This window comes from Micromonospora sp. LZ37, assembly GCF_059359015.1.
Genome location: NZ_JCADBL010000006.1, coordinates 209,027 through 225,676 on the forward strand (window position 1 = coordinate 209,027; position 16,650 = coordinate 225,676).

Consider the following 16,650-nt stretch of genomic DNA (forward strand, 5'->3'; position numbering starts at 1 on the left):
ATGCTGACACAGAGCGACCGGGAGGCAAGCTTTGCGTCAGGAGTGTTGCGTGCCGGAATTTTCTGATGGAGCGGAAGTGGCGCACGAGGCGAAACGCGAGGTCCGCGTCGCGTTGCTCGCCCGCCGCCGGTCGCTGACCGCGCCGCAGCGGGCCGCCGCCGCGGCGCGCGTCCAGGCCGAGCTGGTCGATCTGGTACGCCGGCTGCGCCCCCGCCGGATCACCGGGTACGTCCCGGTGGGCTCCGAGCCGGGCGGCCCGGAGCTGCCCGAGGTGCTCCGGGCGGCGCTGCCGCCGGAGGCCGAGCTGCTGCTCCCGGTGCTCCGCGACGACCTCGACCTGGACTGGGCCGGGTACGCCGGACCGGGGTCGCTGGTCGCCGCCGGCCGGGGGATGCGGGAGCCGGACGGGCCCCGGCTGGGCCGCTCGGCGATCTCCGGGGCGGAGCTGGTGGTCGTACCGGCGCTGGCGGTGGACCGGCGTGGGCTGCGGCTGGGCCGCGGCGGCGGCTCGTACGACCGGGCCCTGACCCGGGTCGCCGGCTCGGCGCTGACCGTGGCGCTGCTGCACGACGGCGAGTTGGTGGAGGCCCTGCCCGCCCAACCGCACGACCGTCCGGTACGCGCCGTTGTCACCCCGTCGGGTGGGCTGCGTCCGTTCCCCGGCCCGCCCGGTGTCGATCCCCCCACGTCCGCTGGACGAACCCGGGTCCGATGACGCACCATTGGCACTCGAATACGACGAGTGCCAACCGGCCGTGCCCAGATCCGGAGGACGACGTGCCCACGTACCAGTACGCCTGCACCGCGTGCGGCAACCAGCTCGAGGCGGTGCAGTCCTTTTCCGACGAGCCGCTGACCGAGTGCCCCGCGTGCGAGGGGCGGCTGCGCAAGGTCTTCAACTCCGTCGGCGTCGTGTTCAAGGGCTCCGGCTTCTACCGGACCGACTCCCGCGCCGCCGGCTCGGAGAGCAAGAGCGGCGCCACCAGCGCCAAGCCGGCCAAGTCCGAGGGCTCGTCCTCCGGCGGCGACTCGTCGTCGAGCACGTCGAGCAGCTCGTCCGGCTCGTCGGGCTCCTCCAACGGTGGGTCGACCAAGGCCCCGGCCGCGAGCACGTCCGGCAGCTCCGCCGCCTCCTGATCCCGCTGCGCCACCGCCCCCGCCGCCCACCGGGCTGCGGGGGCGTTCGGCGTTCCCGCCCGGCTCGTTACCAGATCCGCCACCCGTACGGGCGTTGTCCACAGGTCCACCGGTTGTCCACAGGTTCCGCGTCGGGGCCACCGGGCCCGCCCCTCTCCCACCTAGCCTGCTGACCGGCGGCCACCCGGCCGCCCGCGGGTCGGAGGTGGAGGTGAGCCGTCGTGACGGTCGGTGGCACGCAGGGGGCGGGCTCGCTGCGGCCGGCGCGCCGGCTCGGCCGTCCGCGCGGCGGCACCCTGCTGCGGATCGGGCTGGTCGCCGCCCTGCTCGGGCTGGCGGTGATCGTGCTGGACACGCCGGCTGGCTGCCCGACCCCGACCACCCCGTCGTCCGGCCCCTCTGCCGGGGCCGCGCCCGGCTCGGTGCCCTCGCCCGCCGGGGCGGACCGCGGGTCGGGGCCCGCCGGGGCGGCTGCCGGAACGTGGCCCGCCGGCACGGATCACGGATCGGGGCCCGCCAGGGCCGCGCCGGGTGACCCGGCGCCGGGAGCGCGGCAGGGTGCGGCGCTGCCGCTGCCGGGTGGGCTGGTGGGGGTGCCGGTCCGGCTCGCCGAACCGGCGGCGCTCACCGTGCTCCGCCCCGGAGCCCGGGTGGACCTGCTGGTCGTGGCCGGCGGCAGGACCGGGCTGCTGGCACCCGGAGCGCTGGTGCTCGACGTGGTCGGCGGTGGGGACGCCACCGACGGATCATCGGCGCTCTACCTGGCCCTCCGTCCTGACCAGGCCCACCGGGCCGTGGGCCAGCCGGAGGGGAGCCGCTTCGCCGTCGTGGTCCGCGGCTGAGCCGAGGTTCGGGCCCGCAGACGGGGTCCCGCGCCGCCTTCCATGATCGCGCTGGCCCGCGCGCCCTTCCGTGATCGCGCTGGGCCGCGCGCCCTCCCATGATCGCGCTGGGCCGCGCACCGGCTTCCACGATCGCGCTGGACCGCGCGAGCCGGACCGCGACCGGGGCCGCCCGGAGCCACAGGCCGCGCAGCGCCACGCTCCCGACGGACCGCTGATCCGGATACGTCATCAGCTCCAAAGCGTCCGGATGAGGTCCGCGACCCGGCAGCGATCAGGAGTTCCGGACGCCGCCGCCTCCCACGATCGCGCTGGACCGCGCGCCGCCTCCCATGATCACGCTAGATCCGGGAAGTAGTGGCTTCCCGGCGGGTGTGAGGCCCCTACTTCCAGGATCGAGCGCGATCTTGGTCGGTGGCGACGCGGAGCGGGCGCGAGTCCGGCCCAGAAGGCGCGGCCGGGGGTCGGTCGGTAGCGGTGGGGTCAGTCCCAGTGCGGGGGGCGCTCGGCGAGCAGCCAGTCGTCGTTGCCGCCGCCGCGCTCGCCCCAGCCGTGGTCGGTGTCGTCCACGGTCTGCTCCGGCAGCACCACGAAGTCTTCGCTGAGGTCGACGGCGCGGTCGTCGTCGCCGCGCACGCCGCGTACGTCCGGGTCGGTACTCACGAGCGGCAAGACTATCCCAGCGGCAGCCCTGCCCGCCGGCACCGCTCCGCGGCCCGGACGACCGGCCGGGCCGCACAACCCGGTGCCCGCCGTCGCGTCGGGCGGCCGGTGGGCGGCGGCGTTGGTAGCGTCGAACGCCGTGACCACGCCCAGCGATGCCCCCGAGGACGATTACTGGCGACGGCCGCCCGAGGATCAGGGGTCGCCCCCCGCCGCACCGGTCGCTCCCGTACCGGCCGAGCCGATCACCCCGTCCGCGCCGGCGCCCACCTCGCCGTCACCCTGGGCGGCTCCGCAGCACAGCGGGGCCGGATCCCCGGCACCCGACGTCGACCAGACCATCACGCCGCCAGCCGGAGCAACGGCCGGCGGGTACGCCGGTCCGCCCCCGACCACCCCACCGCCGGCCGGCTGGCGACCGCCGGTGCACCTGCGGGCCGCGCCGCCGCGCGCGCTCGCCCCACAGGACATGGAGGCCATGGACGCGGCGGAGCAGCGCGCCCAACGGCTCACGTACGTGGTCGGCGCGGTGGCCGGGGTGGTGCTGCTGCTCCTGCTCTGCCTGCTCTGCTCCCGCGCGATCTTCTGACCCGCCCGGCGCAGAGCAGGCAGAGCAGAGCGGGGCCGGTCAGAGGGTGTTGCCCCAGACCGACCCGGCGCCCGTGTCACCGGCGAGGAAGGCGTAGACCAGCGCGAACACCGCCAGCACGACGATCACCCCGGTGAGCGCCCAGGTGACCCAGGTGGGCAGCCGGGGCGTACGGAATCGGCCGCTGGTCAGCGCCAGCAGCGCGAGGGCCGCCACGGCGAGCCCCACGGTGACCCAGAGCAGGAGCTCGCCGTAGTCGGCGTGCTCCTGGATCTTGGCGAGCAGCGCGGGCGGGTAACCCTTGGCCTCCAGCGCCTCCTGGAACGCCTCGCCGGACTCCGTCGCCACCCAGGCGAAGACGGGGGTCACCACCGCCAGGGCGGCCACCGCCCAGTCGAGCCGGGGCCGCCAGCGGGGCACCAGCCCGTACGCGGCGGCCAGCAGCGCCAGCAGCGGAACGAACACCACGACGGCGTGCACCACCAGGACGTGACCCGGCAGGCCGTTGAACTCCTTGAACACCGACACCTCCGACGACGGATGTGGTTCCGCGGCAGGAAGCGTACGTCGATCCACAGCGCGCGCACGCCCCTCGATCGGCTACACGCGGCCCCCGCCGGGACGGTTCATGCGCTTCCACCCGCGACGGGGCTGTGGCCGGGGCCACCCGCCGCCGGGTTCACTTGTCGGTCCGGCGGCCCCGTGCTGTCATTGCCTCATGTCCAGTGGTGAGGAACTTCTCCGGTCGAGGGGCCTGCGGGTCACCCGTCCGCGCCTCGCCGTGCTGGACGTGCTGGCCGCCGGTGGTCACCTGGAGGTCGACGAGATCACCCGTCGGGTGCGCGAACGCCTCGACTCCGTCTCCACCCAGGCCGTGTACGACGTCCTGGGCGCCCTCTCCCGCGCCGGCCTGTCCCGCCGGATCGAGCCGGCCGGCAGCCCCGCCCGGTACGAGGCCCGTGCCGGCGACAATCACCACCACGTGGTGTGCCGGGGCTGCGGCGAGATCGCCGACATCGACTGCGCCGTCGGCGAGGCCCCCTGCCTGGATCCGAACATCGCCCACGGCTTCGAGGTGGACGAGGCGGAAGTGACCTTCTGGGGCCTCTGCCCCACCTGCCAGGCCCGCCGCACCGCCGACGTCTGACCGCCGCCGCGCCGGGGACCGACCGGCGCTCCACCGGGTCCGCGACGAGCGGACCGGACGGCCGCGGCCGTGGCACTCTTGACCGGTGGACTCCGACGACACCGGCCTCTTCGGTCCGGGATCGGTCACCTGGAAGGTGCACGACGAGCCGGTCCTGATCGTCGCCGGCCTGCGCTCGCTCTACCTCCAGGCGCTGCATCCCCGAGCGATGGCCGGGGTGGCGCAGAACAGCAGCTACAAGTCCGACGCCTGGGGCCGGCTGGACCGCACCGCCACGTACGTCGGCACCGTCATCCACGGCACCACCGCCGAGGCGGAGGCGGCCGGGCGACGGCTGCGGGCCCTGCACTCCCGGCTGCGGGCCACCGACCCGTTCACCGGCGAGGAGTTCCGGATCGACGAGCCGGACCTACTGCGTTGGGTGCACGTCACCGAGGTCGAGTCGTTCGTCAGCACCGCCCGCCGGGCCGGCCTGCGGCTGACCGACGCGGAGGTGGACGGGTACTACACCGAGCAGCGGCGGGCCGCCGCACTGGTCGGTCTCGACCCGGCCGACGTACCCGGCAGCGCCGCCGAGATCGACGAGTACTACCGGTCGGTCCGCCCCGAGCTGCGGATGACGAAGGAGGCGGCGGAGACCGCCCTGTTCCTCACCGCGCCACCCATCCCGTGGAAGCTGAGCCTGCCGGTCCGGCTGGGCCTGACCCTGGGGCCGGCCCGGTGGGCTTACCTGGGCGTCGCCGGCACGGCGCTCGGCCTGCTGCCGCCCTGGGCGCTGCGGTTGTACGGCGGCCTGGGGCTGCCCACCACCGCGCTCTCGGCCAACCTGAGCGTCCGCGCACTCCGCCTGGCCCTGGCCGCGCTGCCCCGGCAGTGGCGGGAGGGGCCGATGCAGCAGGCGGCCAAGGAGCGGGCCGCGCGCCTCACCGCCACCGCCGCCTGACCCCACTCGGCTGCTGATCGAGCAGGAGGCCGAGGTCGGCGACTCGGGGTTCAGTCCTCGGTGGGCGGGACGGGCCGATCCACCGCCGCCCACGGTTCACGCCCCGGCGTCTGCGCGCCGACCGGGCAGCTACGCCGGTAGTCGCACCAGCCGCAGCGGGGACCGGCGACCGCCGGGAAGGCGTCGTCCGGGTCGGTGCCGTCGGCGACCGCCCGTTCGGCGGCCATGATGTCCCGCGCGGTGTCCTCGGCGCGGGAGAGTTGCCGGGCCAGCGACTCGGTGGTGTGCTCGTGGGCGGCGATCGTCCCGGTGGGCAGGTGGTGCAGCTCGACCCGGCGGCACGGCCGACGGAAGGTCCGCTCGGCGGCGTACGCGTAGAGGGCCAGTGCCTGCGAGCCGCGGGCGTCGTCGGCGTCCAGCCCGGTGCGGCCGGTCTTGTAGTCGACGATGACCAGCTCGGGCCCGTCCGGGCCGGGGCGGGAGTCGATCCGGTCGGTGCGCCCGTTGAAGGCGAGCACCGCCGTGCGGACCGCCACCACCCGCTCCACGCCGAGCGGGTCGTCGCCCTGCTCCAGCGTCCCGACGTACGCCTCGAGCCAGCCCAGCGCCCGGCGGTACGCCGCCCGTTCCTGCTCGTCGTCGCGGTAGCCCTCGCGGACCCAGGTGCCCTTGAGCAGCCCGGCCAGGGCCTCCGGCCGGCGCCGCTCGGTCGGCAGCGCGTACCAGTTCTTCAGGGCGGTGTGCACGCTGGCGCCCAGCGAGTTGTGCGCCCACGGTGGGCCCTTCGGCGGGGCCGGCCGGTCGACGTAGGAGTAGCGGTAGCGGCGGGGGCAGTCCTCGTACGCGCCGAGTTTGCTCGGGGTGCAGACGAAGAGCCGTTCCGGCATGCCCTCGAAGCCCAACTGCTCGGCCTGCCCGGCACGGGGTCGGGGTGCGCCGGACGATCGGCCGGCGGAAGAGGTTCGTCGCACGCCGACGATCCTGCCACCCGGCTACGACAGCGCGGCGCGGGACACCGCTCAGGTCATGTTGACGTACTGGGTGACGAAGGCGGCCACGGCGTCGGCGATCAGCTGCACGGCGATGGCGGCCAGCAGTAGACCGGCGATCCGGGTCAGCACCTCGATGCCCCCGGGGCGCAGGATCTTGACGATCCCGCCGGAGAAGCGCAGCACGATCCAGACCGCGGCCATGACGGCGACGATCGCGGCGGCGATCGCGGAGAAGTCGTCGAGCCCGTCGCCCTGCTGGACGAAGAGCATGGTGGCCACGATCGCGCCCGGCCCGGCCAGCAGCGGGGTGCCCAGCGGCACCAGGGCGATGTTGGAGGTGACCTGCTGGCTGGGGTCGTCGGCCTTGCCGGTGAGCAGCTCCAGCGCGACCAGGATCAGCAGCAGGCCACCGGCGGCCTGCAGGGCCGGCAGGTCCACGTGCAGGTAGTCGAGGAGCGTCTGCCCGGCCACCGCGAAGATCACGATCACGACGAGCGCCAGCGCGACCGCCTGCCACGCGGCCCGGTTGCGGTCGCGGGCGGGCAGCGGGCCGGTCAGGGCGAGGAAGATGGGCATCATGCCCGGCGGGTCGACGATTACCAGCAGGGTCACGAAGACCTCACCGAAGAGCTTGAGATCCACCGGATAACCGTAGTCGCGCTGTTGTGGACGGAACCGCGGATCAGCCGGAAGCGACCTCGGTCACCCCGGAGGACGCCGCGACGATCCGCTCGTACGCCTCAGGGTCGGTGGTGTGCGCGCCCAGCCGGACGGTCTTGTGGGTGCCGTGGAAGTCCGAGGAGCCGGTGACCAGCAGGCCCAGCTCGGCGGCGAGGCCACGGACGTGCGCCGCCTCGGCCGGCGAGTGGTCCTCGTGGTCGGCCTCCAGGCCGGCCAGCCCGGCCGCGGCCAGCTCGACGATCAGCTCGTCCGGGACGATCCGGCCGCGCCGGGTCGCCCGGGGGTGGGCGAAGACCGGCACGCCCCCGGCCGCGCGGACCAGCGACACCGCCCGGAACACGTCGATGTCCTCCTTGGGCAGCCGGTACCGCTGCCCCAGCCAGTCCGCGCCGAACGCCTCGGTGGTGGTGGCGACCAGGCCGGCCCGGATGAGCGCCGCGGCGATGTGCGGACGGCCGACGGTGCCACCGCCGGCGGCGGCCATGATCTGGGGCCAGCTGATGTCCACCCCGTCGGCGCGCAGCAGCTCCACGATCCGTTCCCCGCGTACCTCCCGCGCCGCCCGCACCCGGGTCAGCTCGGCGGCCAGCTCCGGCTCCTCCGGGTCGAAGAGGTACGCGAGCAGGTGCAGCGGCACCGCCGGCTCGACGCCGTGCCACCGGCAGGAGATCTCCGCGCCCCGGACCAGGCTCAGCCCGGCCGGCAGCGCCCGCACGGCGGCCTCCCAGCCGCCCGTGGTGTCGTGGTCGGTGATCGCGACGACGGCCAACCCGGCCTCGGCGGCGGCCCGGACCAGCTCGGCCGGGCCGAGGGTGCCGTCGCTGGCGGTGGAGTGGGCGTGCAGGTCGATCGCCGGGCGCGAGCTCACCCGCCCGACGCTACCGGGTCGACGGGCGACCGGCCCGATCAGGAGGGCCGGTCACCACGACGGGACGGTCGCCGGCGGCGAGGCCGCTCACCAGCGTGGAGGAGGCGCTTCCGCCGGCGAGCACCCGTTCGGGGCGTAGCTGCGCCAGGGCGCCACCCCGGTCGGCGTACGCGGCGCCGGCCGAACCGGTCCAGGCCACCTCGCCGGTGATCGTGGGGCCGACCGGGCGGTCCGGCACCGCCGCGTCGAGGGTGGTCAGGTCGACCAGGAGCGCGCCGTCCGTCGCGCCGGCGCGGCCGTTGACCAGCAGCCAGCGGCCGTCGGCGGAGACGGCCCCGAGGCCGTCGGCGGCGGGTGTCGGGCCGCAGCCGGTGCGGACCGGGGTGAGCTCCGCATCGAGCAGGGCCAGGCAGGAGCGGCCCCCGACGGTGACCCGCCCGGCGAGCCGGCCGTCGGGCAGCACGCCGTAGACGTCGCGCACGTCCCGGTCGCCGCCGGTGGGCAGCGCCCCGGCCGAGGGCCGCCACAGCAGGTACCCACCGCTGCGGGGGTCGCCGCGCACCAGGACCCGATCGCCGACGAACCGGGCCGGCGCGGCTCCCGCCGGGGCGGTGACGCCGACCGTGGCGATGATCTGGTTGGCGATGATCCCGGCGGCGAAGATCTGGTCGCCGTCGCGCCACGCCACCTGGCGGCCGTCGGGTGAGAGGACGACCTCCTCCGCGCCGGCGAGCAGCACCTGGGGTGGGCCGCCGGCCGGCACGGCCCAGAGGCTGCGCTTGGCCGCCGTCGGCCGCCCCACCACCAGCCATCCGCCGCCGTCGGGCAGGCGCTGCGCCCGGTCGGCCGGGCCGATGCCGAGGTCGTACCGCTTCGCGTCGGCGGTGACGAGGGCACTGCCCACGATCAGGTCGACCGCGCCCTCGACCGGCCGGACCGGCGGGGGCGGCGCGACGGGCCAACCGGAGGTGGTGGCGGCGCCCTGCGGGTCGCCCAGCACCACGGTGGGGGTGCTGGGCGGGCCGGGCTGCCCGCCCAGCTGCGCCATACCGGCGGTGACCAGGACGGTGGTGACCCCGGCCAGGGCCAGCCCGGTCAGCGTCCGGCGCCGCTGGGCCCGGCGGGCCCGCCGGATGGCCACTCCCGCCGGGTCGGCGGCGAGCGGCCGGGGCGTGGCGACCCGGCGGGAGAGGGTCTCCCGCAGCGCCCGCTCCAGGTCGTCCTGCGTCACAGCCATTGGACGCTCGGGACGGCCGGTCTGGTTGTCGGTCGACCTCGGGTGGGCGTTCATCGGCTCTCCGCCGGCACGGCCCGGGTCGGCACGGGTGCGGCCGGGCGGGGCCGGGTGACCCCGGTCCGCGCCGGTCGGGCCGCGTCGCCGGCCCCGGCCGGGTCGCGCGGCAGTCGGTCGGCGGTCGCCGGTCGCCGGGTCGCCGGGGTACGCGGGGCGGGGCGGGGCGGCGTCGCCGCGCGCTCGGCCGGCAGGTCCAGCGCCGCCTGCTCGCCGAGGCGACGGCGCAGCGTGGCCAGGGCCCGGGACGTCTGGCTCTTCACGGTGCCCGGGGAGATCTCCAGCAGCGCGGCGGTCTGCGCCTCGGACATGTCCTCGTAGTAGCGGAGCACCAGCACCGCCCGTTGCCGCGCGGGCAGCGCCGTCAGGTGCCGCCAGAGCAGGTCCCGGTCGAGCTGCTGGGCGATCTCGTCCACCCCGGCGCGTTCCGGCAGCACCTCGGTCGGGCGCTCACCGTGCCAGCGCCGCCGCCACCAGCTCGTCGAGGTGTTGACCATGACCCGTCGGGCGTACGGCTCGATCGCCTCGATCCCGCCGAGCCGCTTCCAGGCGAGGTAGGTCTTGGTCAGTGCGGTCTGGAGCAGGTCCTCGGCGGTGGCCCAGTCCCCGGCGAGCAGGTACGCGGTCCGCAGCAGGGCACCGGAGCGGGCCGCGACGAAGTCGCGGAACTCCTCCTCCAGCTGGTCCCTGTCGGCCACCGCGCACCTCCGCACCCCGTCCTGCATGGCAGGCTGCCACGCTCGGGCCCCTCAGGTCGACGGCGAATGGTGCGCAGTTTATCCGATGAAAGGACGAAAACCTTCAGGCGCCGTCGTCGGCCTTGGCCTCGTCGGCCTCCTTGCCCAGCCGCGCCTCGACCGCCTGCGGCTCGTACATCTCCTCCACCACGCGCAGGTAGAGCTCGTTCGGGTTGGGCAGGTTCTTGATCTCCCGGAGCGCCTGCTCCTGGCCGGCCGACTCCAGCACGAAGGTGCCGTAGTTGAGCGCCCGACCGGTCGGGGTCTGCTCGTACTTCATGTCGGTGACCCGGACCAGCGGCATCATGGCGACCCGGCGGGTGATGATGCCGTTGACCACCATGACCCGCTTGTTGGTCAGGATGAACCGGTCGTACCACCAGTCGGCGACCTTCCAGGCCACCCAGCCCATCACCGCGAACCAGAGGAGCACCGCGATCGTGGTGAGCGCGCCAACGTCCTGCCCGGCGAGGAAGCCGGAGAGGTAGCCGAGGACGAACGTGGCGGCGATGCCGACGATGATCGGCGTGGAGAGGTGGATCCAGTGCCGCTTCCACTCGCCGCGGTAGCGCTCGGTGGGGAAGAGGTAGCGGGCGACCAGCGAGCTCGGCTCGTCCTCGAAGGGCAGCACCCGGCGAGGCGCCATGCCCTGGGCGTCGGCCCGCAGCCCGGCCAGCTCGTCCTCGGAGATGTTCGGCTGCTGGTAGCTGGCGTCCGGGTCACGCACCCAGGCCCGCCCGGAACGCCCCTCGCCGGCGTAGCCGGGCCCTTCGCCGTAGCCGATGTCGTCCGAAAGGGAGGGTCCATCGGAGAGACCCGGGCCGGTGCCGTAGCCCGGCCCGTCGTCGGGCCGGTATCTCGGGATCGGCTCGGTGTCCCGCTCCCGGCGTTCCCGGTCGGGGTCGTCGGGGTCGAAGGGGGGACCGGAGGGGCTGCCCATCGGCGGCTAGGCGACGAGGCTGGTGACGAATTCACCGAAGCCCTGGGCGATGTCCATGATGCCGCCACCGAGCGATTTGAAGACATCCGCTGCAGAGTTTGGCCGGTAGGCGATGAAGAAGATCAAGAATGCGATACCGGCCCAGGTGAGGACCTTCTTGACCATAGCGGGCCATCCTCTCGCGCGGCGCCGGGTCCGTTTACCGCAGCGGCACCCAGAGTATCAGCATGGTGTCGTACAGTGAATATCTGCGTCCGTTCCCCGACAAGCCCGGCGGATGGGTCACACCCTGCCGTGCAGGTACGGGGATGGTGCGCCGTACACGAGCTCGGGCGGAGTCCACTCGGAGAGGTCGTGCAGGACGACATCTTCGGCGAGGAGGTGACCCGCGCTCGCCGGCCAGGCTATCGCATGTAGCCACATTCCCCGAGCCTCGCCGGCGTACGCGCTGCGATCATCCGCGGAATTCACCAGCCACAGTGGAGTCGGATGCCCACCGACCCGGATCCGGGCGGGCTCGACGTGCTCCGGGTGCCCCGCCCCGGGGCCGGTCAACGCCTCGGTCAGTTCGGGCCCCGGGTCCGGTCCGGACACCCCGGCGAAGCGGGCGCCCAGCCCGACGCCCGGTTCCTCGGCGACCAGGAGCAGATCGGCCGGCCCGCCTCCGAGCGGGGCGGGACCGGCGCAGGCCACCGCGGTGGCCCGGACGCCGGCCGCGTCGTCACCGGCCCAGCCGACGCCGGTGACGGTCCAGCCGGCCGGCAGCGGCCACGGGCACCAGAGCGGCACCCCCGGCCGGTCCGGCGCGGCGTCGGCGGCGACCCGCTCCACCACGCTCGCCATGATCTCGGCCCCGATGTGCTCGGGCACGTTCAGCGGCGCGACGGGCCCGCACCGGGCGCACCGCGACTCCGGATGCATCAGGTCCGGCGGACGGACCTGACCGGCACACCTCGGACAACTCACCACGACACTCACCACCCCACCGTCGCCCGGTACCGGCGGCCCGTCAAGCGGAGCCGCCGATTCCCCCCGCCCGGGCGAGAAAGAGGCGTTCCGGGTGGCGGCGACGTGGCCGGTGGCGCGGGGCGCGGCGTTCAGCCGGGTGGCGGACCGGCGTGGGTCCGGATCCAGGCGTGCATGGCGATGCCGCTGGCCACCCCGGCGTTGATGGACCGGGTCGAGCCGTACTGGGCGATGGAGAGGAGCTGGTCGCAGGCGGCCCGGGCCGGCTCGGAGAGCCCCGGTCCCTCCTGGCCGAAGAGCAGGACGCAGCGCCGCGGCAGGCGGACGGTCTCCAGCGGCAGGGAACCGGGAAGGTTGTCGATGCCGAGCACCGGCAGCTCCCGGTCCGCGGCCCAGCCGACGAACTCCTCGATCGTCGGGTGATGCCGGACGTGCTGGTAGCGGTCGGTCACCATGGCGCCCCGCCGGTTCCACCGGCGCCGGCCGACGACGTGCACCTCGGCGGCGAGGAAGGCGTTGGCGTTGCGGACCACGGTGCCGATGTTGAAGTCGTGCTGCCAGTTCTCGATCGCCACGTGGAAGTCGTGCCGGCGCAGGTCGAGGTCGGCCACGACGGCCTCGTGCCGCCAGTAGCGGTAGCGGTCGACCACGTTGCGGCGGTCGCCGGCGGCGAGCAGTTCCGGGTCGTACCGCGGGTCGTCCGGCGGGTCGCCGGGCCACGGTCCGACGCCCACGTCGAGCTGGTCCTCGCTCACGGTCACAAGAGGGTACGGCCCGGCCGGGCCGGCGCCGTCCGCGCCCCCGCCGGGGTGCGCGCCGCGCTCACCGCAGCTCCAGCGACCCGGCGAGGCGGTCCAGCAGTCGCCGGTCGGCGGGGCTGACACCGGCCGGCGACGGGGTGGCGTGGCAGACCCGGGCGGCCACCGACTCCACCCACTGGCGGTAGGCGGCGGAGTCGGCCGGGTCGGCCCGGCGGCGCAGGACCCGCACCGCCGCCCGGGCGGCGGCGAGCAGGTCCACCAGGTCGGCCAGCCGTTCGTCGGGCGTCGGGGCCCCGTCGTGCCGGGCGTAGATCGCCGCGACGACGGCCCGGACCAGGTCGCTGTCGGAGGCCCGACCGGCCGCGACGGCGTCGAGCCCGGCGAGCCCCTCGGCGACTCCCCGGGGTGGGCGTCCGGGGGCGGGCGAGGCGGCGGCGACGAGCACCCGGCCGGGCAGGGTGGTGAGCAGGTCCCACTCCGCGGCGGAGTAGACGGCGGTGGTCAGTGGTGCGGCACGACGTCCGGCAGAGGGCGGCTCTCCGGCGAGGGAGTGGCTCATGGGGACCTCCGGCGCCAGCATATGCCCGTCGGACCCGGACCGGGCCCGTCCCCGCCGGATCACGGCAGGTACGGGCCCGGTCGGGAGAAGTACGAGGTCAGCGGGGTTCGGGGAAGCTCGGCCGCTCCGGGTCCACGCCCTCGGGCACGGCCGCGGCGGCGTACTCCCGCTTGGGGACCATGACCTTGCGGCGGAAGACGCAGACCATGGTGCCGTCCTGGTTGTAGCCGCGGGTCTCCACCGCGACCACGCCGCGGTCCGGCTTCGAGTTGGACTCCCGCTTGTCCAGCACCGTGGTCTCGCCGTAGATGGTGTCGCCGTGGAAGGTGGGGGCGACGTGCCGCAGCGACTCGACCTCCAGGTTGGCGATCGCCTTGCCGCTGACGTCCGGCACGGACATGCCCAACAGGAGCGAGTAGATGTAGTTGCCGACCACGACGTTGCGCTTGAAGTGGGTCGCCGACTCGGCGTAGTGCGCATCCATGTGCAGCGGGTGGTGGTTCATGGTGAGCAGGCAGAAGAGGTGGTCGTCGTACTCGGTGACCGTCTTGCCGGGCCAGTGCCGGTAGACCGCGCCGACCTCGAACTCCTCGTAGTAGCGGCCGAACTGCATCCTTGTCCCCTTCGACGGGCGGCGATGGAGTTCGGCACAGCATGCCTTACCGCTTGTTAAGGCGACGACGGGGGCGCTGGGCGTGAGGAAATGTCACACCGGCCACTTCCGGGGGGAGACGCAATGAGCGGCGGGGCCCTCCCCGGCACCCGCCGCCCACGCTCTGATGCCCAAGATTCTGCCCGACACCGGCGACCAGGGGACAGAGACCGGCGTCACATTTATCTTTTTGTAACGTCACTCAACGTGACGAGGGGTGGAGTGCTGCGCGATCTCCGCAGGTGGGATCGCCGCTTGTCAAGGGCCAAGTTGCCGCGATGCAGCAGGTCGGGCCGGCGATCGAAGTGGGAACGCTCCCATCACGTCTCGTCACGCAAATGCGTTGTGCACTTGCGATCCGCAGAACGGGACCGACCGACGAGGCTCGATGGACATGATCACCGAATGGCTGGTCGACGCCGGTTTCGTCACACCCGACCCGGGAATTCGACACCAGCCGCCCTGGTTCTACGGGTCGAGAACAAACCGCGCGGATCGGAGAGAGCAATGGCATCGGTTGAGCTGACCACGGCCAACTTCGACGAGGTGACCGAGCGCGACGGCATCGTGCTTGTCGACTTCTGGGCAGATTGGTGCGGTCCGTGCAAGCGGTTCGCCCCCGTCTACGAGCGCTCCTCGGAGAAGCACCCGGACATCGTCTTCGGCAAGGTCGACACCGAGGCGCAGCAGGAGCTGGGCGCCAAGTTCGACATCCGGTCGATCCCGACCATCATGGCGATCCGGGACGGTGTCATCGTCTTCGCCCAGCCGGGCGCGCTGCCCGAGTCGGCCCTGGAGAACCTGATCGAGCAGGTCCAGGCGCTGGACATGGACGACGTGCGCAAGCAGCTGGCCGAGCACAAGCACTGAGCTGGCACTTCGACGGCCGGGCCGGAAGGCCCGGCCGTCGCCGTACCCGGGGTCCGAGCGACGACACGCGGAGCCCGGCCGCCCCACGCGGGGACACCGCCGGGTGGCCCGGATCCCGTATCGTCACGACCCGATGGAGACGTTGACTGCCCGCGGCCGCGCGGTCCGGCTGGGCGCCACCGCGCTCGGCCTCGCCGTGCTGCTCGCCGGCACCCTCTGGGGCGTCGACGACCACTTCCCGTTCGGGCCGTTCCGGATGTACTCCACCTCCGAACCGTCGAACGCCCCCGCACCGGACACCCGGGTCGAAGGGGTCGACCGCACCGGTGCGGTGGTCCCCCTCGGTCAGGACGCCACCGGCATCCGCCGCGCCGAGATCGAGGGCCAGCAGGACCGGTACGCCGCCGACCCGACGCTGCTGCGGCAGGTCGCCGACGCGTACGCCGAACGGCACCCGGGGGCGCCCGAACTGGTCGAGGTCCGCATCGTGATCCGCTGGTACGGCATCCGCCAGGGGCGGCCCACCGGCCGGTGGACCGACGAGACGACCGTCCGCTGGCAGGCGTCCCGATGACCCGCTGGCTGACCGAGGCCGTCCCCCGGGGCCGGGTGGCCGCCTTCCGCACCCTGGTCTATCTCTTCGTCGCGGCGGACCTGGTGGTCTTCACCCCCTGGGTGCGCACCCGGGTGAGCGTCCCCGGCGAGCTCTACCAGCCGCTGCTCGTCGGCCGGCTGCTGCCGCTGCCCACCCCGACGCCCGCGCTGGTCGCGGTCCTCTTCTGGGCGCTGCTGGTGCTGGCCCTGCTCGCGGCCACCGGCCGCGCGCACCGGCTGCTCGGCTGGTCCGTCTTCGCGCTCTACTTCCAGTGGATGATCGTCGCGATGAGCTACGGCAAGGTCGACCACGACCGGTTCGGGCTCCTCGTCGCGCTCGCCGCGCTCCCCACCGCCGGTCGGGCCCGGCACGGCGACCCGACCCGCACCGAGGCCGGCGGCTGGGCGCTGCGGGTCACCCAGATCGCGGTGGTCTGCACGTACTTCCTCGCCGCCTGGGCGAAGCTGCGCTTCGGCGGCCTGGACTGGGCGACCGGGTCGGTGCTCGCGCGGGCGATCATCCGGCGCGGCACCGAACTGGCCGACCTGATCGCCCAGGTGCCGTACCTGTTGCTCGTGGCCCAGTTCGGCATCCTCGCCTTCGAACTGCTCACCCCGGTGGTGTTCCTGCTCCCCGAACGCTGGCGGCAGGCGACGATCGCCTTCTTCTACTCGTTCCACCTGGTCACCATCGCCACGATCACCATCTCGTTCATCCCGCACCTGGTGGCGATGACCAGCTTCCTGTCGCTGGAGCGGGTACGCCCGGTGGTGTGGGCCCGGCGGCTGGTGGCCCGGCGGCGGGCGGCCGAGCAGACGGGCGCGGCGGCCGGCGAGGACGACGGCGAGCAACCTCCGACGCCTCCGCTGGCCGGCCCGGCACCGGCGGTGGGACCCGCCACGTCCTGACCGGCCGGGGCCGAGCCGGGACGCCGTCCGCGGCGGGACCGCCGCGTCAGGCGTCGGTGGTGGGGCGGCCGGTCGGGCCGTAGAGCCGCTCCCGGGCCTCCTGGGGCAGGGCACACGCGGCCGTGCCACCGGGGAGCCGGTGCCGGTTGCGGGCCACCCAGCGGTACGCCGGCCAGGCGGCCGCCCGAACCGGCGGGAACCGCAGGCCGGCCCCGGCGACCCGCCAGAGCGGAGCACTGTCACCGAGCAGCCGGGCGATCGCGTCCGGCCCGGCGGCGCGGGAGCCGTCGGCGCCGACCCACTGCACCGCCTCCTCGCACTCGGCCTCGGTCAGCCCGAGCGCGTCGAGGTCGGCGAACTGCCACGGCAGCACGCGCACGCCGGTGGGGATCCGACGCTCGATGAACTCGGCGCAGCGGGTGCAGAACGCGCAGTCCCCGTCGTAGACGAAGGTCGACCTCTCCATGCCCCCCATCCTCCCCCGGCGGGGCGGCGGGCGGGTGCCGGTG

23 protein-coding genes are annotated in these 16,650 nt (G+C 74.4%); 9 read left to right on the top strand and 14 right to left on the bottom strand.

Annotated elements, in window-relative coordinates; all coding sequences use genetic code 11:
• Window positions 1-49 precede the first annotated feature (49 nt).
• The 3 genes from AC5L3Z_RS15195 to AC5L3Z_RS15205 all read left to right on the top strand — a co-directional run bounded on the left by AC5L3Z_RS15195 (window position 50) and on the right by AC5L3Z_RS15205 (window position 1,979).
• Window positions 50-715, top strand: coding sequence for a 5-formyltetrahydrofolate cyclo-ligase (locus AC5L3Z_RS15195; RefSeq protein WP_494842487.1), 666 nt, complete (start codon window positions 50-52; stop codon window positions 713-715).
• Between the two features lie 62 nt (window positions 716-777).
• The gene (locus tag AC5L3Z_RS15200) at window positions 778-1,137 is read left to right on the top strand and encodes an FmdB family zinc ribbon protein (protein ID WP_494842489.1); all 360 of its coding nucleotides are present in this window, start codon (window positions 778-780) and stop codon (window positions 1,135-1,137) included.
• Window positions 1,138-1,358: 221 nt separating this feature from the next.
• Window positions 1,359-1,979, top strand: coding sequence for a flagellar biosynthesis protein FlgA (locus AC5L3Z_RS15205; protein WP_494842491.1), 621 nt, complete (start codon window positions 1,359-1,361; stop codon window positions 1,977-1,979).
• Between the two features lie 483 nt (window positions 1,980-2,462).
• On the opposite strand, the gene AC5L3Z_RS15210 is transcribed toward AC5L3Z_RS15205, so the two are convergent.
• Window positions 2,463-2,651 carry a hypothetical protein gene (locus tag AC5L3Z_RS15210; RefSeq protein WP_442933388.1) on the bottom strand — a complete coding sequence of 63 codons (189 nt, stop codon included), beginning with the start codon at window positions 2,649-2,651 and terminating at the stop codon, window positions 2,463-2,465.
• 130 nt (window positions 2,652-2,781) lie between these two features.
• Between AC5L3Z_RS15210 and AC5L3Z_RS15215 the strand changes: the two genes are divergently transcribed.
• Window positions 2,782-3,231, top strand: coding sequence for a hypothetical protein (locus AC5L3Z_RS15215; RefSeq protein ID WP_494842493.1), 450 nt, complete (start codon window positions 2,782-2,784; stop codon window positions 3,229-3,231).
• Window positions 3,232-3,270: 39 nt separating this feature from the next.
• On the opposite strand, the gene AC5L3Z_RS15220 is transcribed toward AC5L3Z_RS15215, so the two are convergent.
• The gene (locus tag AC5L3Z_RS15220) at window positions 3,271-3,753 is read right to left on the bottom strand and encodes a DUF2231 domain-containing protein (protein WP_494842495.1); all 483 of its coding nucleotides are present in this window, start codon (window positions 3,751-3,753) and stop codon (window positions 3,271-3,273) included.
• A gap of 196 nt (window positions 3,754-3,949) precedes the next feature.
• Between AC5L3Z_RS15220 and AC5L3Z_RS15225 the strand changes: the two genes are divergently transcribed.
• Both AC5L3Z_RS15225 and AC5L3Z_RS15230 read left to right on the top strand, forming a co-directional pair.
• Entirely contained in the window at window positions 3,950-4,378 is a 429-nt protein-coding gene (locus AC5L3Z_RS15225) for a Fur family transcriptional regulator (RefSeq protein WP_494842497.1), read from the top strand.
• 85 nt (window positions 4,379-4,463) lie between these two features.
• Window positions 4,464-5,321 (top strand): oxygenase MpaB family protein, encoded by an 858-nt coding sequence (locus AC5L3Z_RS15230; RefSeq protein WP_494842499.1) that lies wholly within the window; start codon window positions 4,464-4,466, stop codon window positions 5,319-5,321.
• Window positions 5,322-5,371: 50 nt separating this feature from the next.
• Here AC5L3Z_RS15230 and AC5L3Z_RS15235 read toward each other — a convergent pair whose 3' ends face one another.
• The 11 genes from AC5L3Z_RS15235 to AC5L3Z_RS15285 all read right to left on the bottom strand — a co-directional run bounded on the left by AC5L3Z_RS15235 (window position 5,372) and on the right by AC5L3Z_RS15285 (window position 13,729).
• Entirely contained in the window at window positions 5,372-6,208 is an 837-nt protein-coding gene (locus AC5L3Z_RS15235; RefSeq protein ID WP_494842729.1) for a RecB family exonuclease, read from the bottom strand.
• Window positions 6,209-6,340: 132 nt separating this feature from the next.
• Window positions 6,341-6,955 (bottom strand): MarC family protein, encoded by a 615-nt coding sequence (locus tag AC5L3Z_RS15240; RefSeq protein WP_494842501.1) that lies wholly within the window; start codon window positions 6,953-6,955, stop codon window positions 6,341-6,343.
• 40 nt (window positions 6,956-6,995) lie between these two features.
• Window positions 6,996-7,862 carry a PHP domain-containing protein gene (locus tag AC5L3Z_RS15245; RefSeq protein WP_494842503.1) on the bottom strand — a complete coding sequence of 289 codons (867 nt, stop codon included), beginning with the start codon at window positions 7,860-7,862 and terminating at the stop codon, window positions 6,996-6,998.
• Window positions 7,863-7,872: 10 nt separating this feature from the next.
• The gene (locus AC5L3Z_RS15250) at window positions 7,873-9,099 is read right to left on the bottom strand and encodes a hypothetical protein (RefSeq protein WP_494842505.1); all 1,227 of its coding nucleotides are present in this window, start codon (window positions 9,097-9,099) and stop codon (window positions 7,873-7,875) included.
• Window positions 9,100-9,149: 50 nt separating this feature from the next.
• Window positions 9,150-9,851, bottom strand: coding sequence for a SigE family RNA polymerase sigma factor (locus AC5L3Z_RS15255; protein ID WP_494842507.1), 702 nt, complete (start codon window positions 9,849-9,851; stop codon window positions 9,150-9,152).
• Window positions 9,852-9,954: 103 nt separating this feature from the next.
• The gene (locus tag AC5L3Z_RS15260; protein ID WP_494842508.1) at window positions 9,955-10,830 is read right to left on the bottom strand and encodes a PH domain-containing protein; all 876 of its coding nucleotides are present in this window, start codon (window positions 10,828-10,830) and stop codon (window positions 9,955-9,957) included.
• A 6-nt stretch (window positions 10,831-10,836) separates the two neighbouring features.
• The gene (locus AC5L3Z_RS15265) at window positions 10,837-10,995 is read right to left on the bottom strand and encodes a hypothetical protein (protein ID WP_494842510.1); all 159 of its coding nucleotides are present in this window, start codon (window positions 10,993-10,995) and stop codon (window positions 10,837-10,839) included.
• 117 nt (window positions 10,996-11,112) lie between these two features.
• Window positions 11,113-11,811 (bottom strand): DUF6758 family protein, encoded by a 699-nt coding sequence (locus AC5L3Z_RS15270; protein WP_494842511.1) that lies wholly within the window; start codon window positions 11,809-11,811, stop codon window positions 11,113-11,115.
• Between the two features lie 116 nt (window positions 11,812-11,927).
• Window positions 11,928-12,551 carry a TrmH family RNA methyltransferase gene (locus AC5L3Z_RS15275; protein ID WP_494842512.1) on the bottom strand — a complete coding sequence of 208 codons (624 nt, stop codon included), beginning with the start codon at window positions 12,549-12,551 and terminating at the stop codon, window positions 11,928-11,930.
• 67 nt (window positions 12,552-12,618) lie between these two features.
• Window positions 12,619-13,137: a hypothetical protein gene (locus AC5L3Z_RS15280; RefSeq protein ID WP_494842514.1), complete on the bottom strand. Its 519-nt coding sequence runs from the start codon at window positions 13,135-13,137 to the stop codon at window positions 12,619-12,621.
• 76 nt (window positions 13,138-13,213) lie between these two features.
• Window positions 13,214-13,729 (bottom strand): MaoC family dehydratase, encoded by a 516-nt coding sequence (locus AC5L3Z_RS15285; protein WP_494842515.1) that lies wholly within the window; start codon window positions 13,727-13,729, stop codon window positions 13,214-13,216.
• 546 nt (window positions 13,730-14,275) lie between these two features.
• Between AC5L3Z_RS15285 and trxA the strand changes: the two genes are divergently transcribed.
• The 3 genes from trxA to AC5L3Z_RS15300 all read left to right on the top strand — a co-directional run bounded on the left by trxA (window position 14,276) and on the right by AC5L3Z_RS15300 (window position 16,141).
• Window positions 14,276-14,638, top strand: a complete 363-nt coding sequence (gene trxA, locus AC5L3Z_RS15290; protein WP_334529627.1) for a thioredoxin — start codon at window positions 14,276-14,278, stop codon at window positions 14,636-14,638.
• Between the two features lie 133 nt (window positions 14,639-14,771).
• Complete coding sequence (locus AC5L3Z_RS15295) at window positions 14,772-15,212, top strand: hypothetical protein (protein ID WP_494842517.1); 441 nt, start codon at window positions 14,772-14,774, stop codon at window positions 15,210-15,212.
• Window positions 15,209-16,141, top strand: coding sequence for an HTTM domain-containing protein (locus AC5L3Z_RS15300; protein ID WP_494842519.1), 933 nt, complete (start codon window positions 15,209-15,211; stop codon window positions 16,139-16,141). Before AC5L3Z_RS15295 ends, AC5L3Z_RS15300 begins: the two co-directional genes overlap by 4 nt.
• Window positions 16,142-16,187: 46 nt before the next feature.
• On the opposite strand, the gene AC5L3Z_RS15305 is transcribed toward AC5L3Z_RS15300, so the two are convergent.
• Window positions 16,188-16,607, bottom strand: a complete 420-nt coding sequence (locus AC5L3Z_RS15305) for a thiol-disulfide oxidoreductase DCC family protein (protein ID WP_494842521.1) — start codon at window positions 16,605-16,607, stop codon at window positions 16,188-16,190.
• Window positions 16,608-16,650: the final 43 nt, after the last annotated feature.